Consider the following 24,872-nt stretch of genomic DNA (forward strand, 5'->3'; position numbering starts at 1 on the left):
GTCATCCGGGTGTGTTGGAATGGAGCAGGCATATCGGACTACTTTGCGACGGCCCTGTACAGTCTTGCAACGCTTTCTTCTATCAGATCCGGATCCAGATTGGCAAACCCGAGTATCAGTTTTTTGCAGTCGCTGCCATAGTCCAGGGAATTGAAGGAGAACCGCCTCATATCATAGATTTCAATCTTTTCTGCAACGGCCCTCTTCATTATTTCCTCGTAGCTTTTGTCTGTTCTGAACTCTGCAAGGAAATGGAGACCGGCAGGGATGTCGTTTATTTTCACATCCTCTCCAAAGTATTCATACAGTTTGCTGATGAGCAGCTGCCTGTTGGAGAAGTGGTGGAGGTTCATTTTGCGTACATGTTTGCTGTAGTCCCCCTTGTCGATGAAATGCTTCAACGCGAGCAGTTGGAGCGTGTTGTTCCCCTGGATCCATTCACGGTACAGTGATTTATACCGGTTTATTACAGGGATCGGAAGGACAGCATAGCTGAACCTGAAGCTTGGGAGCAGTGTCTTCGAAAATGTACCGCAATATATGACCTTCTGATTCTTATCCAGACTTTGCAGGGAGGGGATGTTGTCCGTCGTATACTTGAATTCACTGTCATAGTCATCTTCCAATATGAATCTGTTGGGCTTCCCGGCGGCCCAGTTCAACAGGTCTATCCGTCTTGATATCGGCATGATGGTGCCGGTCGGAAACTGGTGGGAAGGGGTGACGAAGACATAGTCCGGGTCTTCTTTTTCCAGTACTTCCATGTTGATTCCCTTATCATCAAGAGGGATCGGGATGACAGTGAAGTTTTTATTTTTCAACAGTGTATACATCCTGGAGTAGCCGGGATCCTCAATGGCGATTCTGGCCCCTTCCTCCGCCATATCGAGAATCTGGTTTATCAGGGGGAGTGTACCCGTACTCAGCACGAGCTGTTCGGGAAAGCAGGAGACCCCTCTCGTAACGGCGATGAGATCCCGGATCGATTCCCTCACAATGTATGGTCCCTGGAAATGATTGAGTCCGGAAATATAATGCCTGTAGTTCCTTATCGCGTGATTTTCTGCAGCAATCCACTTTTTGAAGGGGAACAGTGCAACATTCGTCGTAATGTGGGTGAAGGATAGCCAGTCCTCTTCAAGGGTTTCGTCCTCCTTCAACTCTTCGGGCAGCTGGTCCACAGCCTGTTCATGTATTTTGAATGGATTGATTGCCTCGACGTAATATCCGCTTTTTTCTATGCTGTAAAGATACCCTTCAGCGATCAGCTGTTCATAGGCGTTCGCAACAGAGTTCGTACTGACCCCGAGGTCCTTTGCCAGAACCCGTTTGGAGGGCAGCCTGTACCCTTGGGTGAGCCTGCCCTGCATAATCATTTCCTTGATTCCTTCGTAAACCTGCCTATAGATGAAGCCGGCATTCCTTTCATGATCGATCTTCAGTTTGAGCATGACATCCCCCTTGATGAGGTACCTGTGGACATCTGGTACCTAAAAAAATGAAAAATTGGTGCTTTTAATTGTATCAGTGTTTGCGATAATAATCTATAAATTCGCAATTTTGAAAGGAGTTACGGCAATGAGTGATATCGTTAAGGATCTGCAGAGGAAAAGAGAAGCATTCATCCCCAGAGGAGTCGGCAATGGAAACCTGAATATAGCCGATCATGCAGAAGGGGCGACTGTAACAGACCTCGATGGCAACAGATGGATCGATTTTGCAGGTGCCATCGGCACACTGAATGTTGGGCACAGTCATCCGAAAGTGACGGAAGCGGTCAAATCCCAGGTGGACAAGTTCCTGCATCCCGGCTTCAATGTCATCATGTATGAAAGCTACATCAACCTTGCAGAAAAACTCTGTAAAATCACTCCGGGTGAGTTTGACAAGCAGGCCCTGCTGGCAAATTCGGGAGCCGAGGCTGTGGAGAATGCAGTGAAGGTCTCAAGGAAATATACACGCCGGCAGGCCGTCGTTTCATTCGAAAGGGGATTCCACGGGCGGACGAACCTGACCATGGGACTCACAAGCAAGGTAAAACCATATAAGTATGGGTTCGGCCCTTTTGCTTCGGAACTGTATAAGGCACCTTTTCCTGACGTTTCGAGGAAGCCGGAACAGATGAGTGAAGAAGAGTATATTGATTTCATCATCCAGCAATTCGACAGTTTCTTCGTCTCAAGCGTGGACCCCGAAACGGTGGCCTGTGTCATAATGGAGCCGGTCCAGGGGGAAGGAGGCTTCATCATCCCCCCGAAAAGGTTCGTCAAATATGTCAGTGACTTCTGCAAGGAACATGGCATCGTTTTTGTGGCGGATGAGATACAGACAGGATTCGGACGGACAGGAACCATGTTTGCGATGGAACAGTTTGATGTTGTGCCGGACCTCATCACGGTATCAAAATCATTGGCAGCGGGTCTGCCATTGAGTGGCGTCGTGGGGCGGAAGGAAATAATGGAGGCAGCGAGTCCGGGTGAACTCGGGGGCACCTATGCCGGAAACCCCGTGGCCTGTGCAGCAGCGCTGGCTGTAATAGAGACGATAGAGGAAGAAGATCTGCTCGAGAGGTCTGAAACGCTGGGACAGAAACTGGAAGAAAAGATGAAGGCATTCAGGGAGCAGCACGCTTTCATCGGCGACATAAGAAGAATGGGGTCCATGGTGGCGATGGAAATCATAGAAGAGGGAAGCAGAAACACGCCTGACAAGCAGAAGACGGGACGGATCGCCAAGTATGCAAATGATAATGGCCTGCTCCTGTTGACTGCGGGCGTCAGCGGAAACGTCGTCCGTTTCCTGGCACCGCTTGTAATTACAGATGAAGAACTGGACGCCGGTCTGGATATTCTGGAGAAAGCACTTGAAGCCTGAAGGAGGCACATGGCAATGATGGAAGTTAGCAATCCCGCTACGGGAGAAGTGATTGAAGTACTGAAGACCGATTCGGAGAATGAAGTGCTGGAGAAGATCAGAAGGGGGCACGCTGCCCAATCCGACTGGAAGCGGCTGGACGCCCATGAGAAATCCCGGCTGTTGAAGGAATGGTCCCGGCTTGTTGAAGACAATAAGGAAGCGCTTGCCAATATAATCACCAGTGAAAGCGGAAAGCCGATCAGGGAATCAATAGGGGAAGTTGCCTATGCGAAGAGCTACATCGACTGGTATGCAGAAGAGGCGAAAAGGATCTACGGGAGAACCATCCCTGCCAATTCCGCGAACAAGGAGATCCTCATTGCCAAGCAGCCTGTAGGGCTGGCCATCGGCATCGCCCCGTGGAACTTTCCGGCAGCGATGATCACCCGTAAGGCGGCGCCGGCACTTGCTGCTGGCTGTACATTCATTGCCAAGCCGGCTGAAGAGACGCCGTTGACTACGGTGAAGCTGGTAGAACTGGCTCTTGAAGCGGGCATCCCGGAGGATGTATTCCAGTATATCAATGGATATGGGCATGAAATCGGCCATCTGTTCACCGGTAGTGAACTGGTGAGGAAGATCAGCTTTACCGGTTCCACTGAAGTGGGCAAGAAGCTCATACAGGCCAGTGCCAATACGGTGAAGCATGTATCCATGGAACTGGGTGGACATGCGCCCCTGATCGTCAACGCGGATGCCGACCTCGATTTTGCGGTCGATCAGACCCTCGCCGCCAAATTCAGGAATGCCGGGCAGACATGCATATGTCCAAACCGGGTCATTGTGCATGAAAGCATCGAAGCGGCCTTCACAGAGAAACTGAGGGAGAAGGTGGCGGCCCTGAAAATGGGCAATGGACTCGAGGCGGATACGGATATTGGTCCGGTAATCAACGAAGAAGGGTATAATAAAATTTATAACCAGATTCGTGAGGCGGAATCGAAGGGGGCAACTGTCGTCTGTGGCAATGCATTCGACACCGACCCGGAAAAACAGACATATTTCATTGAGCCGACAGTGCTGTCGAATGTCAGTGAGGATATGCTCATAATGCAGGAGGAGACGTTCGGTCCAGTGATTCCCATAACGACTTTCAACAGTATCGACAGGGCGATAGAGATAGCGAATGGGACGCCGTATGGTCTGGCTGCATACTTCTTTACGAATGACTACCGGCTGGGCAAGTACCTTCATGAAAACCTTGAATTTGGGGTGATCGGCTGGAATGATGGCGCACCTTCGGCGGCACATGCACCATTTGGCGGCATGAAGGAAAGCGGTCTCGGCCGGGAAGGCGGCATCGAAGGGATTGAAGGATACCTCGAGACGAAATATATATCCATCGGGAACCATATCCAGAAATAAAGCATGCAAAAGGGGACAGGATAAATGAATATTGATGTATTGATCCTCTTCTTTAATGCCACACTTGTAACCATCATCTCGTGTGTGGTTGTCATAGGCATTCTCAAAAAGCAGTATCTGCCTGTGATTCAGGAAGAGGAGAACAAACAGAGGAACGCACAGAATAATAACCGGGCGAACGAGACAATCACCAATGATCCAGAACAGAAAGAGGGTGTGCGCTGATGGCAGTAGGCATAATGATCGGAGTTCTTGCTTTGTACGTTGGCGTTGGCTTGGCCCTTGTGAAAGTCATAAAAACGGAAGACGATTTCTATACCATGGGTGGAAGGGGCTCGACCGTGCTGATCGTGGGTACGCTTGCCGCAACCTACCTGAGTGCGACCACCCTTCTCGGAATCGCGGGACAGTCCTATACTGAAGGACCGCTCGTCATATCGGCCCTCGGCTCATTCGGGGCATGGGTCGGCACGCTGCTCGCCGTCGTATACGTCGGCAGAAAGATGAAGGCGTATGGATGCTCGACGATGCCGGATTTCTTCGACAAGCGCTTCAATAATAAATGGGTGAGTGTCGTTGCGATCATCATCATGATTGTTGGGCTGATCGGCTACGGTGTCATCCAGTTCATCGGTGCAGGCATTGTCCTGAGTGAAGTGACAGGGGTCGACTACAGGATCATCGTCATCATCTTCACGATTGCCATGCTCGTGTTTACAGCAGTCGGCGGTATGTACGGCATCGTGGTTACAGATACAATGATGTTCTTCACAATGCTCATGATTTCCGTCGTGATTGCACCTATACTTATCGGTCAGGCAGGATTCGACCAGATGAAGAATCTGGCTGAAACATTGCCGGGCTACTGGTCTATTGCCGGTACAGAAGACAGGCATATCGGCTGGTCAATCTCCCAGTTCCTTGTATGGATACTCTTCTTTACATGTATCCCTGCACTGGTTTCACGGATATTCCCGGCCAAGAATGACTTTGTCATCCTGAAAGTGGCCATCATCGGCATATTTTTTGCACCGTTCATGCAGATTACAGTATTCCTTGCTGCAGCTGCCGTCAGGGTACTGGATCCGAACATCTCAGATCCGGACTACGCGATGGTCATCGGGTTCCTTGACTATACGCCACCTGCGATTGCCGGCATCGGACTTGCCGCATTGATGGCCTCGATCATGTCCACGGCATCCACGCTCTTTGTACTCGTCGGATTCGCCCTTTCCAGGGACTTGTACGAAAGACTGTTTGATAAGAAATTGAATACGAAAGAAAGCCTGGGCGCAGCGAGGATCGGCCAGATAATCGTTGGTATCGTCGTCTGTATCATCACCATCATCAGACCTTCAGCCATCTATTGGATTTCCATCTATGCCGGATCGATCTTCGCAGTCGGCTGGTTGCCGACGATCGTTGCCTCATTCGAATGGAGAAGGATGAACTCCAAGGCGGCCCTGGCCAGCATGATCCTTGGGGTCACGGCCTTCGTACTTGTGGGCGAAGCCATTCGCTTCAACTGGCTCCCGGTACCGGAAGGCATTGACGCACTGATGATTTCACTGGTGATTTCTGTCGGCGCATTGATTGTCGCCGCATTCCTTACGAAGCCGAACGAATATGAACTGAGATATTATGATACGATGAAATCAACGAGCATGGCAAAAATTACGCTAAATGAATTCATGAAAAGGCCGGATGGTCTGGCGCAGATCAAAAGGCAATACAAGCAGATATATGCAATAGCAATCATAATGACGATAATAACCATAGGCGTCTGGGGATATCTGTTCTTCATGCTGGGATTCAATTAAAAAAGGTGGAACTTTAAATGAGTGTGGAAAACGCAAAAATTGATTTCAAACGCTTCAGGGAGACCATGGAGGCAAGTTCGGAAATCGGCAGAGTCAAAGATACAGGATTGTATAGACTGGCACTCTCTGATAAAGACAAAGAGATGCGTGATCTGTTCAGAAAATGGATGGAAGAAGCGGGGCTTGAAGTGCGGATCGATGACGTCGGAACCATGTATGGCAGAAGAGCCGGGAAGGAAGACCTTCCCCCGGTCCTCATCGGGTCCCACCTCGATACGCAGCCCTATGGCGGCCGCTATGATGGGGTCATCGGTGTATTGATGGCCCTGGAAGCGATCCGGACGATGAATGATTACAACATCGAAACACGGCGGCCGATTGAAATCGTGAATTTCACGAATGAAGAAGGCGCCCGCTTTGAACCGCCGATGATGGCCTCCGGACTGCTCGCAGGAGAGTTCACCAAGGAATTCGTCCATTCGAGAAAGGACGCTGAAGGGCTTGAATTTGGCGAGGAACTTGGAAGGATCGGCTACAGGGGTACAGAAGAGAACCGCATCAAGGATATCCATTCCTTTGTGGAGGTCCATATCGAACAGGGACCGAGACTGGAAAAGGAAGGCCGGGATATCGGTATTGTCAGAGGCATCCAGGGGGTCAGTTGGTTCGAGGTGACCGTTCAGGGCAAATCCAACCACGCAGGATCGACTCCGATGCACCTGAGGAAAGATCCCATGATGGCTGCTGCCCGGCTCATCAGCGATCTTGAGGAATTGGCGCTGGAAGAGTCCGTACTCATGACAATCGGCAAAATCAGTGCCTCACCGGGCGCTGTCAATGTCATTCCAGAAACGGTGAATTTCTCAATCGACGTCCGTTCTGAGGACGATGAAGAAAGAAATGGATTCATAAGGCTGCTGGAAGAAAGGGTAGGGGCGATCGCATCCCTGAAAAATGTCGACATCGACGTTGATCACACCTGGACTTCTCCAGTCACCCATTTCAACAGTGATGTTCTGGAGGTCATTTCGAGTAAAAGTGAGAGTCTCGGCTACAGCACGCTTGATATAGTGAGCGGGGCAGGACATGATGCCCGGTACATCAACGACATTGCGCCAACAGCGATGATATTCGCACCGAGCGTCGGCGGCATCAGCCACGATATTGCAGAACTTACTCTGGACGCATATCTGGAGAAGTGCGGCACTTTACTTTTCGAAGTCGTCAGGGAACTGGCTGACAGGGACGAAATAGCATTCGATCAGGAGGGGTAACCATCAATCTTGAAATTAATGAATCTGTAGAGAAGGCAATCGATAGCTTATGGAACGAGGAGCTGCTGTTTTTAAAGACGGTGGCTTCCTACGACAGCACGTTGGGCAATGAAAGGGAAGTACAGCTTTTCATTGAAGAATATTTGAAGGACATGGGATTGCAGACCGACTCCTTTGATGTCGATACCGACAAGGTTTCAAAATACAGAAACTACGGACAGCCGGAATGGGGATACAAGGATCGGCCGGTAGTCGTCGGTACGCGTAAGAGTGAAGGCGATGGGAAAAGCCTGATTCTCCAGGCGCATATCGATGTGGTGGATGCCGGTCCGGAAAGCCACTGGGAGGGTCATGCATATACCCCGCGGATAAAGGACGGCAGAATGTACGGACGCGGTGTGCTGGATATGAAGGGTGGTCTGGCAGCCAATATCTTTGCGCTGAAGGCCCTTGAGGCCGCCGGAGTCTCCTTGGGGGGCGATGTCCAGATCCAGACCGTGATAGAGGAGGAGGTCACCGGCAATGGTGCACTGGCACTCCTGGAAGCGGGCTATACAGCCGATGGGGCACTCATACCCGAACCGACCCAGCACAGGATACTCACTTCCCAGGTGGGTGTAATCTACCTCAGGGTTACGGTCAAAGGTGCCGGCGCCCATGTGGAAAGAGCGGAGCAGGCACAGAATGCAGTCATGAAGGCATACAAGGTGATAGAAGCTCTTGAAGGCTACAGGGAACATATCAACGGCCAGGAAAAGCACCCGGCTTTCAAAAGCCACCCGCATCCACTGAATGTGAATGTCGGAAAGATGAAGGGTGGGGACTGGACGTCGAGCGTGCCGGTCGAATGCGTCTTCGAGGCACGTGTCGGCTGCTATCCGGGCACAGATCCGAAGGATATACAAAAAGAAGTCAAAAGTTGGCTGCTCAAGGCGAGCGAAGAAGATGAATGGCTCAGAGAGAATCCGCCGGAAATAGAATTCTTCGGGTTCAACGCCCATGGATTCGAGATGGACACTGGGAGCGAGCTGTATGAAACAATGGCTGCAAGCCACAGGCGGGTAAAAGGAAGTGATGTAGAGAACCTTTCCTTTACCGCTACCACTGACGTCAGAGCCTTTGATGAGTTCGGCATCCCGGTAACATGCTACGGCCCAACCGGTGGAGACATGCATGCCCCAAATGAATATATGGATCTTGAAAGCCTGAAGGACACTACAAAAGCCATCGCCTATTTTATGATGGACTGGTGCAATAGCAGGAAGGATTAGAATTACGAACAACGGATAGTGGATACCCATTATCCGTTTTCCTGTGCCATGATATGATAAACTACAGGTAATATTATTTGAAAACAGGTGATTCATTTTGGCAGGATTTTTCATCACCATCTCCTTCATCATGTTCGGCATCGGGGCAATCGCCTTTGCTTTTGCCTCGATAACGGCGATGCTCGGGAAATTGGGTGTGGTTGAATACAGTTCAAGGGGCTACTGGATCAATACAGCTGTACTGATTGCGGCTGGCCTCGTCAGCTATCTCATATCGGTAGTGATAAATTTATTATAGAAGAAAGCACAGTCCGTATCGACTGTGCTTTTTTGGTATTCATTCTAAATCCTAAATTATATATTAGATTACTCCCCAATACCTGTATTTCTAACAGGTCTTTGGGAGCTGTACTTCTCTATTATGAAGAATGAAGATATTCAAGCCATAGACTCTCCATCCTCTCTTTACCCGATGTAAGACCTGAATGGAAGCGTACCTTTGCATTTTGTCTTTCATCATTGATTTTTCTGAGAACCGCTTCGGAACCATCGCTGTCATCCTGGATCTGTAAAGCTGCAAGTTTTCCCTGCAGTATGGCAATTTTTGCATTCTCAATCCCGGTGATGTTGCCGGCGACAAACAAGTTTTCTATTTCAGTTTCCATATATCTGCTGTGAAGCGGAACATACCCGCCAAGAGATTCGATGTATACATGTTTCATATTCAAAAGAGAACATATTTCACTCAATGGAGCAAGTCCATCGGATATACAGACGAAGTCACAAAGTATTTCTTTTTCAGTACCTTCAATAGGTTTGCCTTCATTATTCGTTTTCTGTACGGTGACGGATTCCACCTTGTCTCTCCCATTGATGCGTATCACCTGTTCTTTAATGGAAAGGGGCAACCCCATGGCTTTGACCCCACGCTTTGGAAAGAGTTTAAGAATGCCTTTTTGGATTTTAGGAAGGCGATCTAAGGTACGGCTGCCATATGAAATCACTTTTGAAGGGGCAAGCCCACCAAGTGACACCAGTGTTTCAAGTGCCTGGTGCGGTTTCTGATTGTTGATGGTATTACAGGGAGGCATACATATTTTTTTAATTGGTATATCGGCATACCCAAGTTCAAGACCGATGACCATGGATAAGGGGTTGATACCGATGATGACGCCGTACTCTCCCGGACTTACACGCTGAAAATTGGTCAGTACCTGAGCTGCGCCGACCGTCATTACGCCAGGGAGATCCCATCCCGGCAGTGGTGTGGACTTCTCCCGTGCTCCGGTGGCAACAATCAGGTTATGGGATATGAAAATACCGTCTGTGGTGTAGATGGTGAAGTGTGCGTCTTTCTCAATATTGATGACCGATGTGTTGAACTTCAGCTGAACGTTGTCCTCAATATCCCTCAGCATCTGTTCTGCGATTTCCAAGCCGTTCCACCATTCTCCTTTGCCTTCTTCATACAACTGTCCAAGGAGCCTGCCGCCTCCTTGAAAATATTCATCGATGACCATTACATTTTGTGTATCCTTCAGGACATTGGCTGCGCTGAGACCGGCAGGGCCTGCTCCAACGATGATTGTATCAAGCATCTGCCCTACCCCTTTCCGTTAGATGGGAGAGAGCATCCTGCGCTTCTATTCTCATGTTCTCATCCAGCGTATTGAGGCATGCGCGTTGATTTCTCCTCCCATTGATTGTCACCCGGCATTCCGAACAATGGCCGATATTGCAATATAACCCTCTTGGCCTGCCGTCCTTCTCATGGTTACGGAGAGTCCGGATGTCGTTGGCAAGCAGGGCGGCGGAGATGCTTTCCCCCCTGTGTCCATGCAGTTCCCGGCCATTCCAAAAAAATGGGACCAGTTCAGTCTCCATAGAACCGAGGATCTTATGATGAATGATGCGTCTAGTCATGGGCGTCCTCCTTAATGAAATCTTCAATGGAAACTGTACGGATTGGAGGCTGGGCCTTTAAATTGATATAAGTTGGTGCCTCTTCATGGTCCTGGGTCAGTGCTTCTATAAATGGTCCACACGTCCTGGATGCGCAAAAGCCCATGCCAGCCCTCGATTTAAGCTTCAATTCCCGCGCATTATCAGCACCTTGTCTTAGTATTTCATCTATTTCAGACATATAAATATTTTCACAGCGGCAAATGATAAAATCTTCTTGTTTTTTCATTTCCATTCCCCCTTTTCTACGTATGAAGAATCTAAGAAATATTCATGCCAGCTACAGCTGGTATTTTTTGATCTTCGCATATAGTGTCGGACGGCTGATGCCGAGAACTTTTGAGGCCTGGTCAATGTTATTGTGCTTTTCAAGTGTACGCCTTAAATAATCCGCCTCAGTCTGGTCGATAAAATCCTTTAGTCTGACCTCCTCCTGTGGCAATTGTGGATAGAGGATGGGGGCTTCTTCGCCAACTTCTTCAAGATATTGGGTGAAGATTCCCCCATTCAGCTTTGTGTCATTGGAGAAGATGACCAGCCGTTCGACGACATTGATAAGCTCCCTAACATTGCCTGGCCAATGATAGGTCTTCATACGTTGAAGTAGTTCCTGGTCTGCATATCGCATTTCGATGCCATATTTTTCAGAGATGCTGTATAGATAGTAGAAGAATAGTGATTCGATATCATCCGGACGTTTTCTGAGAGGGGGTATGTGAATGTTGACGACGTTGATCCGATAGAGTAGGTCAGATCTGAAGTCGCCGCCACTGAGCAGGTCCGATATCTTTTTGTTGGTAGCAGAAACGAGCCTGAAGTCTGCGTTCATCTCTTTGGTTCCTCCCAATTTAAAATACTGCTTCTCCTGAAGCACCCTCAGAAATTTCACCTGCATATCTATCGGCATTTCACCGATTTCATCGAGGAACAGTGTTCCCCCTTGAGCGAGTTCAATTTTTCCTTTATTCCCCTGACGATTTGCTCCTGTAAAGGCACCTTTTTCGTAACCGAACAATTCTGATTCGAAAAGATGACCCGGGATGGCTCCGCAATTGATTGGTATGAATTCCTTATCCTTATTGCTCAAATTATGAATGGATCGTGCAAATAACTCTTTTCCAACTCCTGTTTCACCTGTAATCAATATGTTGGCCTGTGTGTTGGCGGCTTTCTGTATCTGGGCTTTGACACTTTCGATTGCTGAACTTTTATAGATTATGCCCCTGAAGCTCTCATCGTTATTCAGCTGTCGTACATTTGTTGACAGTGTCTGGACCTGCCCTTGAAGTTTCTTTATTTCCTCTTTCTGCTTGACCTCTTCCGTGACGTTCACTTCAGAAACAATTGCGCCTTCCACTTTACCCTCGATGATGATGGGAATCGATTTTATGTTTACGTATACGTTTGGCGTAGCCAAGTGCATCTTTTTTTCAATGGTCCTATTCTCCCTCAACGATTTCAGCATAACGAGCTTATCCTTTTGGAAGACTTCCGTAATCGGGCGTCCAATTACATCCTTTTGTGCAAGATCGAATATTTCTTCGGCACGTTTACTGAAATGTATAATCCTTTCTTCCTTATCGATGATGGTGAATGAGTGGTTATGGAAATTGATCAACTCTTCAATCAGAAATTTTTCAAACACTGCCTACACTCCTCTGTCAGAATATTTAACTAATTATATGATTCTTTACACTTTTAAGCAAATTAACAAAGAATTGAAGGTTTTAAAGTTGGCATGTTTATTTCTTTACTGCAGTAAGAGGGGAGGAAAGTGATATGAACCATGCAGTATATGATGTGGTGATTGCCGGGGGCGGTATTATTGGTACGAGCATCGCCTACTATGCATCAAAGCAGGGAATGAAGGTTGCGATACTTGAAAGCAGTACGCTTGCCTCCGGCACATCATCAAAATGCGATGGCAATGTACTGCTGATCGACAAGGAGCCCGGGTTCGACAGCCGCATGGCCATCAAGAGCCAGGCTTTGATCGATGATCTACCCAACATGCTGGAGATGCCATTCGAATATCGTCAGCCCGGCAGCATATTCCTGTGCGAAAATGAAGCAGAACTCGAGCAGGCCTATCAATGGGTGGATTACCATAACCAAGAAAATGGAGGCAGGCCGCTCTTCAGAAAGTTGACGAAAGCGGATTTGAAGAATGATTCAAAATATTTTTCGGATCATCTGGTCGGGGGCATTGAATGCACGAATGATGCGACACTTAATCCCTATATGCTGACATTCTCTTTTGCCCACCAGGCAGAAAGGTATGGATGTGAAGTCTATGAACATACACCCGTCACGGGCATTGAAAAATTGGACACTGGGTTTAACGTCCATTCTCATGAAAAACAATTCAGGGCGGAGAGGGTTGTTAATGCTGCAGGTGTCTTTGCGCCAGCAATCGGGGAGAAGCTGGGAGTGGATGTTCCGATAAAACCAAGAAAGGGACATATTCTTGTCTCTTCCCGAACAGAATTGATGGGGACGAGAAAAATCCAGGAGTTCGGATATCTCATGACAAAGTTTGGCAGGGAGAGGGTGGCTGATGAAGAAATGAACACCTACGGTATTGCTCTGGTTCATGAAGCAACGGAGAGCCAGAACTTCCTGCTTGGAAGCAGCAGGGAATTCGTCGGGTACGATAATAAGGTGAATCATAAGATTGTACAGCTGATTGCAAAAAGAGCCATCCACTTCTTTCCTGAGATGAAGGACATGTCCCTGATCCGCAGTTACGCCGGACTCAGACCGTGGACGCCCGATCATCTCCCTATAATATCGGAAACCAACGTCAGCGGTTTTTATGTAGCTGCGGGTCACGAAGGGGATGGCATTGGGCTGTGTGCAATTACAGGAAAATGGATGGCGGAAATGCTGGCGGATAATCTGAAGGAGGACCTGACTCCCCTCAGCATCGGAAGGTTCAAGGAAGGGGTGCACTCATGATAAACAGCAAACAGTTCATCACCATCGATACCCACACCGGCGGTAATCCGACACGGACAGTCGTGGCAGGCATGCCTGCACTGAAAGGAGAAACGATCCAGGAGAAGATGATAGATATGAAAGAGAATCATGACCACATCCGCAAGTTCCTGGTCAACCCTCCCAGGGGACATGATGTGATGAGCGGAACCATCCTGCTCCCCGCGCTTGATCCAAAGGCGGATTTCAGTGTCATCTTCATTGAGACGGGTGGTTATCTGCCAATGTGTGGCCACGACACCATCGGCACATGTACGGCGCTTGTCGAGCTCGGATATATAGAACGACAGGAACCTGTGACAAATGTCGTACTGGATACGCCGGCAGGCATCGTCGAGGCCGAATGCAAGGTGGTGGATGGGAAGGTCGAAGCGGTCAGCTTCATCAGTACCGATTCCTTCCATCTGAAGACGGTTCATGTGGATTATGATGGGTTGGAGGATATACGGTGTGACATTGCGTATGGCGGAAACTTCTATGGCATCATCAAGGCTTCGGATATAGGGCTCTCGCTGGAAGTCGGAAAATCCGAAGAACTCGTCATGAAAGCGATGGAAATTCGGGACATCATAAATGAAACATACGAAGTCAGACACCCATCCTATCCATTCATCGACAAATTGACTCATATGGAGCTTTATGAGGATGGTGATCCTGTAAAAAATACAGTCATAGTGCCTCCAGGCGGTATCGACCGTTCACCCTGCGGTACCGGCACTTGTGCGAAAGCAGCCACCTTGCATCATCTGGATCGTATGGAGGTGGGAGAGGGCATTGTCCATGAAAGCATCACTGGTTCGCAATTTACCGCAAAAATACTATCAGAGGAATCCTCAGGGGAGGCCACTTATCTGAAAGTGTTGATCACCGGCTCTGCATGGCTCATGGGACGTCATGACTTCTATATGAATGAAGACGATCCGCTCAGTCAAGGGTATCTTTTGATTCCTGAACTCCAGGAGGTGGTTGAATGATAAGAAAAGTGGTGAACAGCTATGATGTGCATGTTCATGGACAACTGATACGCATGGTGCAGGGGAATGAAGTCAGATGCACAGCGGGTGATTACGATATGGAGAAGCTTCTGCTCAACGAACCGCGTGGCAGCAAGTATATGAATCTATTGGTTTATGATATTGAAAAAGAGAAGCTGCACGTAACGGTCAAGACCCATTTTCAAGTCCACAACTGTGAAATCCTGCTTAAGGGACTCGTTAACACTTTGATCGAACGCGGCGGGTTGCCATACAGGGATACTTACGAGGTGATATATGACGAAGAAAATATTATATTGAGCCGGAATCATCTGAATATCTCCGACCTGTCACATGTTGATGGGTGGAAGGGGGCGTATGCGGTCGATGGCAGGATGATCGGGCTGCTTGAAACGGAAGTGGTACTATCGATAGAGAATATATCTGAAATCAAAAGGCGGCTCACAGCACAAAATGATTGGGATTACACTGTATATCTTAATGGAAGCAGCCAGGTAGTGATTGATGGGGATGGAGAAATGGTCGCCCACCCAGTACATGAAGTGCTGTCAGTTTTACATGAACAGAACAGGTGGGGGTCCATCAGACATTTTAATGGAGCAAAAGTGGATATTGACGCTTTTGAAAGAGAGTATGGTCATCCATTCCACTTCATTTCAAATTCGCAATTCTACATTGACGATACGGATATATATACAGAGGGATTCATCATCAAATAATACAAAGGGGTTTTATTATGACAAAGGAGAGAAAACTTCCGAGCGGGAAGATACTCGCGTTCATTCTCGTGATGTTCGTTGTCATCATGTTCTCGTTCATACTGCTGTTGGAACTGCCGATTCAACTTGCACTGCTTACAATCTGGTTCATGATTATGGGGGTCGGCCTTTATCTGGGCAACTCATACTTCCACATGGAGAAAGGTATTCTGAAAGGGATCTATGAAGGGATGGGGGCCATTCTGATACTTATTGCAGTCGGTGCCCTGATCGGGACATGGATTGCCGGGGGAGTCGTTCCTACCCTGATATATTATGGGTTGAATATCATCAGTCCGAGCATCTTCCTTATGGCGGCGATGATCATCTGCGCAATCACAGCATTGTCGACGGGAACTTCCTTCGGGTCGGCCGGTACAGCAGGCATCGCAATGATGGGCATCGGTGAAAGTTTTGGACTGCCGATCTACCTTGTTGCCGGAGCGGTGATTTCAGGGTGCTATGTTGGGGACAAAATGTCTCCGCTGTCGGATACGACAGTGATGACAGCCTCGTTGTCAAAAGTGGACCTGTTCCGTCACATCAAGTCCATGTCCTATGTATCGCTTCCGGCGTTTATAATAGCGGCAATACTATACTGGATTGTCGGTGCGGTGCTATATAGTGGAAGCGGAGATCTTTCCATTGCTGAAGAGACGATGACGGGACTTGCAAGCACTTTCAATATCTCCTGGGTGATGCTGATTCCAGCAGCCATTGTTATTGCACTGCTTGTCATGAGGATGCCCTCGGTACCGGTCATCCTGTTTGGAGCATTGCTTGGCAGTCTGTGGGCAACATGGTTCCAGGGCTACGGTTTCATCGAAGCAATCCAGGCACTTTATTCCGGCAGCAGCCTTTCGACCGGCATCGCCTTCATCGACAACCTGCTCAACCGCGGAGGAATTACTTTCATGCTTGAAGTCATCCTGCTGATTATTCTTGCTTTGGGTGTCGGAGGGCTCCTGCAGGCAATCGGAGCGCTGGAAGTCATTGGGAATATATTCGCCAACTGGGCGACAAATACCGGCAATGTAACATTGACGACGATGCTTGCAGCTTTCTTCGGTGTATTCTTTGGTGGTGCAGCATACGTTTCCCTGCTCACTGGTACAAAGATTACCGAAGAAAACTACGACCGCCTCAATCTGGACCGGTCACTGCTATCGAGAAATACGGAAGCCGGTGGGACAGTGACCACACCGATGGTGCCATGGTCTGATGGAGGCGTGTTCATGGCTGCAACGCTGGGTGTATCCACATTGGCGTATCTTCCATTCTTCTGGTATGGGTTCCTCGTCATAATCATCACTCTGATCTACGGCTACACAGGCAAATTCATTTTAGGCAAGGAAAAAACTAAAACAGAAAAGGAGAATATAAATGAACAAACAGCTTAAAGGCGTCTTTCCAGTATTGATTACACCGATGAATGAGGACTTTTCCGTGAACTACGATGGGATGAAGGAAAATGTAAAATACTATTTGGATCAGGAAGTTTCCGGCATTGTCATTGTCGGCAGTACAGGGGAATTTGTATCATTGGATGATGAAGAAAAGATGAAGATCGTCGAAATGGTCAGCGGTATGGTCAAAGATACGGATACACAGCTGCTCGTCGGCATATCGGATGAACGTACGGATAAGGCACTGAAATTTGCAGCCCATGCAGAAGAACATCAGGCGGATGGCCTCCTGCTGATAAACTCGTACTATGGTGGACCGACCATGAATGAAATCTACCATCAGTTCAAGGACGTGAATGATCAAGTCTCGACCCCGGTAATGATCTACAATAATCCGTTCACTTCAGGAGTCGATATTGAACTTGATACGCTATATAAAATCGACCAGACACTGGAGAATGTCAACTACATCAAGGAATCCAGTGGAGAGATCAGGAAAGTTCGTGACATTGCCAGAAATTCCAATCTGACAATATTCTGTGGTTCTGACGATATGGCTCTCGAATCATTCCTGCATGGTGCCACCGGCTGGGTTTCTGTAGCAGGGAATATCGCCCCGAACAGTGCTTCCAAAATGCTTGAGCATGTAGAAGCGGGCAACTATAATAAAGCTAAAGAAATATATAAGGATTTGTTGCCACTATGTGAGTTCCTTGAAAACTCAGGGAAATTTGTGCAGATTGTCAAAAAGGCAATGGATCTGAAAGGTCTGAGCGGAGGACCATCCAGAAAGCCAAGGCTTGGTCTATCAGATGAGGAGATAGAACAGTTGAAGGGCCATATGGAAAAGCTGAATTAGAAAACGAGGCACTACACCTCTTTCAGTTGGGAGAGTATTTCATTTTTATACTTGTTCACTGTACGTCGTGAAATATGGATATCATATTGTTTCAAATGCTCCGCAATCTTACTGTCGGAAACCGTTCTGAAGTTTTCAATCTGGCTGATCATGAATCTTACAAGGCTTGCTGAGGTGTTGCCTGTAACCTTCTTTGACAGTAGGGCCTTAATCGGCAGAGCGCCCCGCGGGGTGGCAATGTGCTTATCAGCAATCAGTCGGCTGATGGTGGCGGGGCTTAGCCCGGTCTGTTCTGCCAGTTCTGTCTGGTCCAGGGGGTTGAGGTACTCCTTTTCTTTGAGAAGGTATGCTTCCTGTACGTGAATGATGACAGAGAGAATTTGCTTCAGGTATAGTGTTCGTGCATTCAAGATGGAGACGAGCTCTTCATATTCCTGCTTGTAACGTGCCATCCTGTCATTGAAATCAGAATCATCCGTCCGAAGACGGACAGGTTCAAATACAATACTATCCATCAGATAGTCAGAGATTTTTATTCTCAGAGTGCTGTTGGTTGTCGATTCAATGACGGCGTCCGGTTCTATGAACATGTTCACATCAGGCGTCAATGGCGATAGACTACAGCTTTTGATGACAGTCATGTAGTCCAAAAACGTATCTTTTCCTACATGACCGTCATTAAGGAAGTCATATTGCTGTTGATGGATGTCATCAAGATGATTAAAAAATTGTGAAAAGAGCCCTTCATTATACTGGCCTCTAGTCTTGAGTTGGAATTCAATATATTCCTTTACGTCACAGCAACCGATCCCAAGGTTCTCATAGGACTTGAGTCTTTCAATATTTGTATTCACTACTTCTATAGGCACGTTGAGGAGTTTTGATACTTCAATTGAAAATGCTCCCAAAAAACCAGAGGGGTTCAGTGAATGGAGCAGTGTCTGCATGATTTCCCTGTCCGGGCGCCCAAGAGAGCAATTGAAGTGCATGAGAAGTTCATCCATGATGGATGATTCCTGATTTGAATGATGGTGTGCCAGTACTTCCAAAGGCATTTTTTCTTCATCAATATAGATCAGGGGATTATCGTTGCATTGATCGTGTATGTATCTGACCAGCTCATAGTTATTGGATTTAAAGAGTTTTATGCCGTGATAAAGGTAGTGGTTGAGAGATAGAGACGTAGTATTGGTAATATGGTTTTCCAGTATAAGCATTGGAATGCCTCCCTTTATGACCTGTTACAATAATTATACAACTTGTCAGAATATTTTCCAGAACATGCATATATTCATTAAGAAATTATTATGCCAACCTGTTTTTTGAAGTTGAGAGTTTTTTATATAAATTTATATAGGAGGGTGAAAAATGACAGATCTAAAGCCAACAGGAGAACTGAAACCGAGAGTAAAGGAATTCCTCGATCAGCTGGAAGGCTTCTTCATTGATGGGGAGTATGTCAAAAGCGCAAGCGGCAAGACATTTGATGTGGTCGATCCGGCAACAGAGGAAGTAATCGTGACGCTCAGTGAAGCACAGGAGGAGGATGTGGACCATGCGGTGGAAGCGGCGAGAAAGGCGTTTGACGAAGGGCCGTGGACGCGGATGGAAGCCGCGGAGCGGGAGCGTATGATCTATAAGTTCGCAGACCTTCTGGAAGCACACCGTGAGGAGCTGGCACAGCTCGAGGCACTGGATAACGGGAAACCGTATCATGTCGCATTGGAGGATGATGTCGACGGCACCGTCCAGCATTTCCGCTATTACGCCGGCTGGGCGACGAAGATATTCGGCAAGACGACGAATGTTTCTCCGGACTACGTCACCTACACACTTCATGAACCGGTCGGTGTCGTGGGACAGATCATTCCATGGAACTTCCCACTTGCGATGGCAGGCTGGAAAATGGGGGCGGCACTGGCTGCCGGGTGTACAATCGTCATCAAGCCGGCAGCCGAAACACCGCTGTCGCTACTCTATATCGGCCAGCTGTTCAATGAAGCCGGGTTCCCTAAAGGCGTCGTCAACATCATTGCCGGCTCCGGCAGTGTGGCGGGTGGTGCACTCAATGTGCATCCGAAAGTCGACAAGCTCGCGTTTACCGGGTCGACGAAGACAGGCAGTACCATCATGAGGAATGCAGCGGACAATGTTACGGGTGTGACGCTAGAGCTCGGCGGCAAGTCCCCGAGCATCGTACTCGAGGATGCGGATCTTGAGAGCTCGCTCGATGGCATTTTCGATGGCACGATGTATAATCACGGGCAGAACTGCAGTGCGACGACACGTGTATTCGTCCAGCGTCCGATATATGAAAAAGTCATAGAGGAAATGAAGCGCAGGGCGGAAGCGGTGAAACTCGGTCCCGGCATCGAATCTTCGACCGACATGGGCCCGCTCGTTTCCAAAAAGCAGCTGGATACTGTCATGGGGTATATAGAAAAAGGGAAGGAAGAGAATGCACGGCTCATCACGGGCGGCAACCATACCGGTGATAAAGGCTATTTCGTCGAACCGACGATATTCGCTGATGTGGAAGATGACATGACGATTGCGAAAGAGGAGATCTTCGGCCCCGTCATGTCGATCCTGCCATTCGATACCGTCGATGAAGTGATTGCACGTGCGAATGCAAGCGAGTATGGCCTTGCCGCAAGCGTCTGGACGGAGAACATCCGTACCGGCCACTATATTTCCGGCAAGCTCGAGAGCGGCACCGTATGGATCAACGACTTCGGCCTCGAGTGGGAAACAATGCCGTTCGGCGGCTACAAGAAGTCCGGTGTCGGCAGGGAGATGGGCGGCGACTATGGCATTTCCAACTATATCGAAGTGAAGAGCGTGTTTGTGAATATGAAACAGAAATGAAAAAAGAAGCGGGCACCGTGAGGTGTCCGCTTCTATGTCTATTGTGCCGTCTGTTTCGTTGCAAACTTGCTTCTCAGCCATCTGACGGTCAATGCTGCACCGAGCAGAAGCCCGACATATCCAAGGATTGGATAGAAGAAGTTCACGAGGCCGACGAAGCCGACAAGGCTCAGGAAGTAGCCGATGACGAGGCCGCCGCCGAGCAGGATCCTGTAGCGTTTCGTATATGGATCCGAGAAGCGTATCAGGAATGGGTAGAGCATGCCGACTGCCGTGTTGTAGATGACCAGCAGCATGACGAGTGAAAGTCCCAGTCCGAGTATCGGGTGGATCTCCCTTGCCAGTATCAGTGAAGGGATTTCTGCCGCATGGGTCACATCGATGCGTGCCAGCAGTCCGCCGTTCAACAGTATCAGGAGGACGAGCAGCATGATGCCGCCGAAGAGTCCGCCCTTACGTGCCGCTTTCATCCCGGAAGCCTGTGAGCCCATGATGGACAGCAGGCTGAACGCCATCGCCAGGACGATTCCACTGTATGTCAGCGCGTCCCACCACCAGACACCCGATGGTGATTTCGCTACATCCGTGTACGTGTTGGCCTCGCTGAAGGGTACGCTCGGGTTCAGGAAGCTGTACACCGCAATGATCATGACGAACGCAATCAGGAATGGTGTCACTGCGCCGAGTGCCACGAGGATTTTGTTGAAGCTCAAATTCAATGTGATGAATACTGCGATTGCCAGAATCAGCGAGCCGAGCCATGAAGGGACGCCGAAGCTTTCATAGAAGGCCGACCCTGCACCGGCAAGCATGATGACCATGACGCCGTATAGGAAGAATATCAATATGTAGTCGATGATTTTCCCGAGTTTTTCTCCGAACATTTCGTTGATCGGTTCCAGGTGCGATTCTGCATCCAGACGATTTCCAAGTTTTGATGCCTGACGGCCGATGAACATGATGACCAGGCCGGACAGTATGACCGCCCAATAGCTCATTGTTCCGTAGTTGGTGAAGAACTGCAGCATTTCCTGTCCGGTGGAGAATCCTGCACCCAGTACCACACCGACATAGGCAAACCCGATCTTGAGAGGTTCCTGTTGACTACTCAAATAATCACTCCATTTTCCCAAGTTTAAATCCATCCCGATATGCATGAGGGGGGATGGTCATATAAATTTATGTATCTCTTTTGAAAGTTATTTCACACTACCTATAATAAACATACCTGTTGTGGCGATGTCAAACTTGCTTTTGTAAATTTATAGCGAAACTATATAATAAATGAAATGAAATTTAATTTTATAGTATGCTTTGTAAGCGCTTTTAAAAACAAGGGTCGCACAAGTGGTGGCAAGGTCTCCAACGATTTTCATAAATGATGAAATTTTCAAGTCAATCATTGGCAATTTTTGAAAGTAATAAAAGTGTAGAAGACCACTATTTCTAGTGGCCTTCTACTGGTCAATTGTCCACCGCCATGAAATTGACGATTTCAAATGCATATGGCGTTTCTTGTACTGTGTACTCGACCGTGCCGCTTCCGACGCCGTTGGAGGTGACATGCTCATATTCACGGTACATGGTCACTTTATATGTGCCATCCCCCATGTCTTCTATGTTCTGCACATCAACGGCGTGTGTCGTATGGTCAGCGTAGTTGCCGGAGATATTGTTATTGTGGATATATGACATCGCCAGACTCTGCTGCCCGATATATTCCATCAGGCGGTTGGGGTGTCCATTGAAGAAGTTGGCGAGTTCATAGGCGTAGGATTCCAAGAAAGTCCCGAGTTCCGGCGTGAATGGTGCGCCCTTCGCATCCATTTCATTGATGCCAATCGGTTCCTGGCTGCCGTCCATGACAGCGAATGAATAGTCCACCATGCACTTGAGGCAGCCGATGTTCGGTGAAATCGGCAGCTCATTTGTGAAGTTCAGGTGATGGTAGGCGAGGAACTTCTCCTGCATCGTCACCCCGTCACAATATTCTGCAGCGAGGCGGTTCATGATGCATGCCTCACCCACAGAATCTGTGACGACGTTATATTCATACGGTCCTGAGGCGGAAGACCCACCTGAAGAACCTCCAGTCGCTGCTTCTTCCGTACCATTCGTCTCCGCTTGGTTTTCTTCAGTTGCTTCCTCAGTCGTCTCTTCCAGCGCTTCTTCCGTGCTTTCTTCCGTCGCTGAACCTCCAGCAGCGGATTCCTCGGTCGTCACTTCCTCAGTCGTCGTCTCGGTCGTCTTGTCTTCCGTATCCGGGAGGTCGTCTTCAGTGCCATTGTCGGTACCACCACATCCTGCAATCAAAAGCATCATCAGCGTCATCAGCAAAATACTCAAGCATTTCTTCATCGAATGCTCCTTTATATTCTGACTTGCCTACACCTCATCCGGATCGGAATGACCGCTTGGCTCCCCTGTCACTTTCCTGCTTGACGGACCCTCGGAACTCTAGTCTGCATCCGGTTCATCCGTTGATTCCTCCATATCATCTTCCGTTGTCGTTTCAGTCGGCTTGTCTTCTGTACTCGACAGGTCGTCTTCAGCGCCATTGTCTGTACCGCCACATCCTGCAATAAACACTGCCATCAGCATAATACTGAATATCTTCTTCATCGAATGCTCCTTTCCATTCTATTTATTCTACACCTCATCCGGGTTAAAGCTGCCGCCTGGATCCTGTTTTGTCGGCATCTGTGGCATGAACGGGAAGAGTTCTTCCCTGGTGACATCATACACGCGCGTGAGTTCCGCCACGGGGTCTTCATGTTCATCGACACGGAGATCGACGAGCGGATAGTCTTCCGTGTCATATACTTTGAGTGCTGCAGACTGTTTTCCGCGCTTGTCACCTCCTGCCCTCTGTCCGGCCTGGAGGACGCGCAGCAGCCGTTCCGAGAGTTCCAGGTCGGAATGGATTTCGTATGTGCGTTTCATGTCCGTCAGCGTCTTTTCATTCACCAGCATGTTGCCGGCCACGACAAATCCATCCCCTTCGAAATGGTTATAGTAGCCTTCGCACCGCTCACCTGAAAATGCAGCCGTATTGCCATGCCGGTCGACGATCGCAAACTGCCTGAGTTCAAGGTCCTGTTCTTCTGCGATGATCTTCTCTTTGGCTTCCTCTGCGGTCATGCCCAGAGAGAGGTACTCCAGGCCCCGGATGCCGATGTATGGATTGACGAACGACTGGGTCGCGATGGCACCGGTACCTGCTTTGACGAATGGGCAAAGCATGCCCACCGCCGGCAGCTTCGTCGATACCGCGACACCCAGCTGTCCGGTTTTCCCGCACCGTGCTGTAATGGAAAACGTATTGAGTTCAAGCATGTAGATCAACTCTCCTCTATATGTAGTATGTGGGTTCTATTCCATAAACCTCCTGTATTATATAGATAGCCGGGTTGCATGCATGTTAATCATTGGAAACCAGGTCAGATTTCAAAATGATTCTGAAATCGTGGTACACTTGTGATATTGGCAGTACTGCACGACGGCATCGATTCATGCCGAATAGAGGATAAAGGAGATAAAAGAATGCTGACAGAAAAATTTCATGTTGCGGTTCCGACCGCTTTTTTTGACGATGAATCCTTGAATATCGAAGGGACGATGGACCATATCCGAAACCTGCATGGACAGGGTGTCAAATCGGTGCTCGTCTCCGGGACGACCGGAGAGCAGCACAGCACGAACCTCCAAGAGAAGCTTGAAATGGTGAATGCGCTGGAGCAGGAGGAAGTGCTCATCAGCAGTATGGAGATCATATTCGGTGTCGCATCAATCAGACAGAAGGAAGCGGAGCAGCTGGCTGAAGCGGTGCGTGAAACAAAAATGGCCGGCATCATGCTCGGCTACCCGCCTTATGTCCGGCCGTCACAGGCGGAGGCGCTGGCCTATTCAAAGCGCCTCATCGAGCTGGCCGGCAAACCGGTCATCCTCTACAACAACCCGGGCAGGACCGGGTTCGACCTGACGGCGGAAAGCATTATTGAACTTGCCAGGCTGGATTCCGTCATCGGCATAAAGGACGCCGGCGACAGGGAGAAGATCGAACGGGTCAAAAAGGATCAGCACGGGAAGGATCTTTATTTCTATGCCGGCGGGGAAGGGAACCTTGAGGAGAAGACGACATACGGATATGACCGTCTATCCTCCATGGCAGGAAATGTCGCCCCGGCAGAAATCAGGGAATGGTTCGAAGGTCTCGTCACCGGACAGGAAGCCGGTGCAAAGGAGAATGGACGTGTGAAGAAAATCCTGGAAGAGGTATATGAGGGTAATGCCGTCGTGAACCTGAAAAGATTGCTCAACCAGGCGGGTGCATCGATGGGTGGATGCAGAGCACCGATCGGCAATGCAGGAGGCTGAGGCA

At 48.7% G+C, this 24,872-nt stretch carries 24 protein-coding genes; 14 read left to right on the top strand and 10 right to left on the bottom strand.

Translation table 11 applies throughout. The annotated features are described in order from the left end of the window. Positions 1-38 precede the first annotated feature (38 nt). Positions 39-1,451, bottom strand: coding sequence for a PLP-dependent aminotransferase family protein (locus RQP18_RS03970; RefSeq protein ID WP_342388867.1), 1,413 nt, complete (start codon positions 1,449-1,451; stop codon positions 39-41). Positions 1,452-1,578: 127 nt separating this feature from the next. Here RQP18_RS03970 and gabT point away from each other — a divergent pair, with 127 nt between their 5' ends. The 7 genes from gabT (at position 1,579) to RQP18_RS04005 (ending at position 8,944) form a co-directional block, all read left to right on the top strand. After that, positions 1,579-2,874, top strand: coding sequence for a 4-aminobutyrate--2-oxoglutarate transaminase (gabT, locus tag RQP18_RS03975; RefSeq protein WP_342388868.1), 1,296 nt, complete (start codon positions 1,579-1,581; stop codon positions 2,872-2,874). A gap of 9 nt (positions 2,875-2,883) precedes the next feature. Beyond that, positions 2,884-4,281 (top strand): NAD-dependent succinate-semialdehyde dehydrogenase, encoded by a 1,398-nt coding sequence (locus RQP18_RS03980; RefSeq protein ID WP_342388869.1) that lies wholly within the window; start codon positions 2,884-2,886, stop codon positions 4,279-4,281. A gap of 24 nt (positions 4,282-4,305) precedes the next feature. Continuing rightward, the gene (locus RQP18_RS03985; protein ID WP_342388870.1) at positions 4,306-4,506 is read left to right on the top strand and encodes a hypothetical protein; all 201 of its coding nucleotides are present in this window, start codon (positions 4,306-4,308) and stop codon (positions 4,504-4,506) included. Then, positions 4,506-6,101, top strand: a complete 1,596-nt coding sequence (locus tag RQP18_RS03990) for a sodium:solute symporter family protein (protein WP_342388871.1) — start codon at positions 4,506-4,508, stop codon at positions 6,099-6,101. Before RQP18_RS03985 ends, RQP18_RS03990 begins: the two co-directional genes overlap by 1 nt. A gap of 17 nt (positions 6,102-6,118) precedes the next feature. Continuing rightward, on the top strand, positions 6,119-7,375 hold the full coding sequence (locus RQP18_RS03995; RefSeq protein ID WP_342388872.1) for a M20 family metallo-hydrolase: 1,257 nt from the start codon (positions 6,119-6,121) through the stop codon (positions 7,373-7,375). Positions 7,376-7,389: 14 nt separating this feature from the next. Next, positions 7,390-8,646, top strand: a complete 1,257-nt coding sequence (locus RQP18_RS04000) for an ArgE/DapE family deacylase (RefSeq protein WP_342389363.1) — start codon at positions 7,390-7,392, stop codon at positions 8,644-8,646. Between the two features lie 97 nt (positions 8,647-8,743). Next, positions 8,744-8,944 carry a hypothetical protein gene (locus RQP18_RS04005; protein ID WP_342388873.1) on the top strand — a complete coding sequence of 67 codons (201 nt, stop codon included), beginning with the start codon at positions 8,744-8,746 and terminating at the stop codon, positions 8,942-8,944. 121 nt (positions 8,945-9,065) lie between these two features. On the opposite strand, the gene RQP18_RS04010 is transcribed toward RQP18_RS04005, so the two are convergent. From RQP18_RS04010 to RQP18_RS04025, 4 genes are read right to left on the bottom strand one after another with little or no spacing between them, the layout of a single operon-like run. Beyond that, the gene (locus RQP18_RS04010) at positions 9,066-10,244 is read right to left on the bottom strand and encodes an NAD(P)/FAD-dependent oxidoreductase (RefSeq protein ID WP_342388874.1); all 1,179 of its coding nucleotides are present in this window, start codon (positions 10,242-10,244) and stop codon (positions 9,066-9,068) included. Then, complete coding sequence (locus RQP18_RS04015; RefSeq protein WP_342388875.1) at positions 10,237-10,569, bottom strand: (2Fe-2S)-binding protein; 333 nt, start codon at positions 10,567-10,569, stop codon at positions 10,237-10,239. Before RQP18_RS04015 ends, RQP18_RS04010 begins: the two co-directional genes overlap by 8 nt. Beyond that, complete coding sequence (locus RQP18_RS04020) at positions 10,562-10,837, bottom strand: (2Fe-2S)-binding protein (RefSeq protein WP_342388876.1); 276 nt, start codon at positions 10,835-10,837, stop codon at positions 10,562-10,564. Before RQP18_RS04020 ends, RQP18_RS04015 begins: the two co-directional genes overlap by 8 nt. A 51-nt stretch (positions 10,838-10,888) precedes the next feature. Next, a complete protein-coding gene (locus RQP18_RS04025; protein ID WP_342388877.1) occupies positions 10,889-12,253 on the bottom strand; it encodes a sigma-54 interaction domain-containing protein in 1,365 nt (454 codons plus the stop codon). Positions 12,254-12,387: 134 nt separating this feature from the next. Between RQP18_RS04025 and RQP18_RS04030 the strand changes: the two genes are divergently transcribed. Genes RQP18_RS04030 through dapA form a run of 5 tightly spaced genes read left to right on the top strand, consistent with a single transcriptional unit; the run spans position 12,388 to position 17,623 of the window. After that, positions 12,388-13,566 (top strand): NAD(P)/FAD-dependent oxidoreductase, encoded by a 1,179-nt coding sequence (locus RQP18_RS04030; protein ID WP_342388878.1) that lies wholly within the window; start codon positions 12,388-12,390, stop codon positions 13,564-13,566. Beyond that, positions 13,563-14,579: a proline racemase family protein gene (locus tag RQP18_RS04035; protein ID WP_342388879.1), complete on the top strand. Its 1,017-nt coding sequence runs from the start codon at positions 13,563-13,565 to the stop codon at positions 14,577-14,579. The genes RQP18_RS04030 and RQP18_RS04035 overlap by 4 nt, the downstream gene beginning before the upstream one ends. After that, entirely contained in the window at positions 14,576-15,319 is a 744-nt protein-coding gene (locus RQP18_RS04040; RefSeq protein WP_342388880.1) for a hypothetical protein, read from the top strand. The genes RQP18_RS04035 and RQP18_RS04040 overlap by 4 nt, the downstream gene beginning before the upstream one ends. Positions 15,320-15,336: 17 nt before the next feature. Beyond that, a complete protein-coding gene (gene nhaC, locus RQP18_RS04045; RefSeq protein ID WP_342388881.1) occupies positions 15,337-16,758 on the top strand; it encodes a Na+/H+ antiporter NhaC in 1,422 nt (473 codons plus the stop codon). Next, positions 16,742-17,623: a 4-hydroxy-tetrahydrodipicolinate synthase gene (dapA, locus tag RQP18_RS04050; RefSeq protein ID WP_342388882.1), complete on the top strand. Its 882-nt coding sequence runs from the start codon at positions 16,742-16,744 to the stop codon at positions 17,621-17,623. The genes nhaC and dapA overlap by 17 nt, the downstream gene beginning before the upstream one ends. Before the next feature lie 11 nt (positions 17,624-17,634). On the opposite strand, the gene RQP18_RS04055 is transcribed toward dapA, so the two are convergent. Further along, positions 17,635-18,840 (bottom strand): hypothetical protein, encoded by a 1,206-nt coding sequence (locus RQP18_RS04055; RefSeq protein WP_342388883.1) that lies wholly within the window; start codon positions 18,838-18,840, stop codon positions 17,635-17,637. Positions 18,841-18,991: 151 nt separating this feature from the next. On the opposite strand from RQP18_RS04055, the gene RQP18_RS04060 reads away from it, so the two are divergent. Further along, positions 18,992-20,491, top strand: a complete 1,500-nt coding sequence (locus RQP18_RS04060) for an aldehyde dehydrogenase family protein (protein ID WP_342388884.1) — start codon at positions 18,992-18,994, stop codon at positions 20,489-20,491. A 38-nt stretch (positions 20,492-20,529) separates the two neighbouring features. Here RQP18_RS04060 and RQP18_RS04065 read toward each other — a convergent pair whose 3' ends face one another. From RQP18_RS04065 to RQP18_RS04080, 4 genes are all read right to left on the bottom strand, one after another. After that, positions 20,530-21,603, bottom strand: a complete 1,074-nt coding sequence (locus RQP18_RS04065; protein WP_342388885.1) for a YkvI family membrane protein — start codon at positions 21,601-21,603, stop codon at positions 20,530-20,532. A 352-nt stretch (positions 21,604-21,955) separates the two neighbouring features. Next, on the bottom strand, positions 21,956-22,849 hold the full coding sequence (locus RQP18_RS04070) for a hypothetical protein (RefSeq protein ID WP_342388886.1): 894 nt from the start codon (positions 22,847-22,849) through the stop codon (positions 21,956-21,958). Between the two features lie 99 nt (positions 22,850-22,948). After that, a complete protein-coding gene (locus RQP18_RS04075) occupies positions 22,949-23,113 on the bottom strand; it encodes a hypothetical protein (protein ID WP_342388887.1) in 165 nt (54 codons plus the stop codon). 27 nt (positions 23,114-23,140) lie between these two features. After that, a complete protein-coding gene (locus RQP18_RS04080; protein WP_342388888.1) occupies positions 23,141-23,827 on the bottom strand; it encodes a DUF1028 domain-containing protein in 687 nt (228 codons plus the stop codon). 207 nt (positions 23,828-24,034) lie between these two features. On the opposite strand from RQP18_RS04080, the gene RQP18_RS04085 reads away from it, so the two are divergent. Then, entirely contained in the window at positions 24,035-24,868 is an 834-nt protein-coding gene (locus RQP18_RS04085) for a dihydrodipicolinate synthase family protein (protein ID WP_342388889.1), read from the top strand. Positions 24,869-24,872: the final 4 nt, after the last annotated feature.

The sequence above is a fragment of the Salinicoccus sp. Bachu38 genome (assembly GCF_038561955.2).
GTDB classification, from domain to species: Bacteria; Bacillota; Bacilli; order Staphylococcales; family Salinicoccaceae; genus Salinicoccus; species Salinicoccus bachuensis.

Bases quoted from the DNA above. Each gene is read 5' to 3' on its own strand.
- RQP18_RS04075 (WP_342388887.1), bottom strand. From the start codon at position 23,113: ATGAAGAAGATATTCAGTATTATGCTGATGGCAGTGTTTATTGCAGGA.
- RQP18_RS03985 (WP_342388870.1), top strand. From the start codon at position 4,306: ATGAATATTGATGTATTGATCCTCTTCTTTAATGCCACACTTGTAACC.
- RQP18_RS04010 (WP_342388874.1), bottom strand. From the start codon at position 10,244: ATGCTTGATACAATCATCGTTGGAGCAGGCCCTGCCGGTCTCAGCGCA.
- RQP18_RS03990 (WP_342388871.1), top strand. From the start codon at position 4,506: ATGGCAGTAGGCATAATGATCGGAGTTCTTGCTTTGTACGTTGGCGTT.
- RQP18_RS04070 (WP_342388886.1), bottom strand. From the start codon at position 22,849: ATGAAGAAATGCTTGAGTATTTTGCTGATGACGCTGATGATGCTTTTG.
- RQP18_RS04015 (WP_342388875.1), bottom strand. From the start codon at position 10,569: ATGACTAGACGCATCATTCATCATAAGATCCTCGGTTCTATGGAGACT.
- RQP18_RS04060 (WP_342388884.1), top strand. From the start codon at position 18,992: ATGACAGATCTAAAGCCAACAGGAGAACTGAAACCGAGAGTAAAGGAA.
- RQP18_RS04035 (WP_342388879.1), top strand. From the start codon at position 13,563: ATGATAAACAGCAAACAGTTCATCACCATCGATACCCACACCGGCGGT.
- RQP18_RS04020 (WP_342388876.1), bottom strand. From the start codon at position 10,837: ATGAAAAAACAAGAAGATTTTATCATTTGCCGCTGTGAAAATATTTAT.
- RQP18_RS04080 (WP_342388888.1), bottom strand. From the start codon at position 23,827: ATGCTTGAACTCAATACGTTTTCCATTACAGCACGGTGCGGGAAAACC.
- RQP18_RS04040 (WP_342388880.1), top strand. From the start codon at position 14,576: ATGATAAGAAAAGTGGTGAACAGCTATGATGTGCATGTTCATGGACAA.
- dapA (WP_342388882.1), top strand. From the start codon at position 16,742: ATGAACAAACAGCTTAAAGGCGTCTTTCCAGTATTGATTACACCGATG.
- RQP18_RS03970 (WP_342388867.1), bottom strand. From the start codon at position 1,451: ATGCTCAAACTGAAGATCGATCATGAAAGGAATGCCGGCTTCATCTAT.
- RQP18_RS03995 (WP_342388872.1), top strand. From the start codon at position 6,119: ATGAGTGTGGAAAACGCAAAAATTGATTTCAAACGCTTCAGGGAGACC.
- RQP18_RS04030 (WP_342388878.1), top strand. From the start codon at position 12,388: ATGAACCATGCAGTATATGATGTGGTGATTGCCGGGGGCGGTATTATT.
- RQP18_RS03980 (WP_342388869.1), top strand. From the start codon at position 2,884: ATGGCAATGATGGAAGTTAGCAATCCCGCTACGGGAGAAGTGATTGAA.
- nhaC (WP_342388881.1), top strand. From the start codon at position 15,337: ATGACAAAGGAGAGAAAACTTCCGAGCGGGAAGATACTCGCGTTCATT.
- RQP18_RS04055 (WP_342388883.1), bottom strand. From the start codon at position 18,840: ATGCTTATACTGGAAAACCATATTACCAATACTACGTCTCTATCTCTC.
- gabT (WP_342388868.1), top strand. From the start codon at position 1,579: ATGAGTGATATCGTTAAGGATCTGCAGAGGAAAAGAGAAGCATTCATC.
- RQP18_RS04085 (WP_342388889.1), top strand. From the start codon at position 24,035: ATGCTGACAGAAAAATTTCATGTTGCGGTTCCGACCGCTTTTTTTGAC.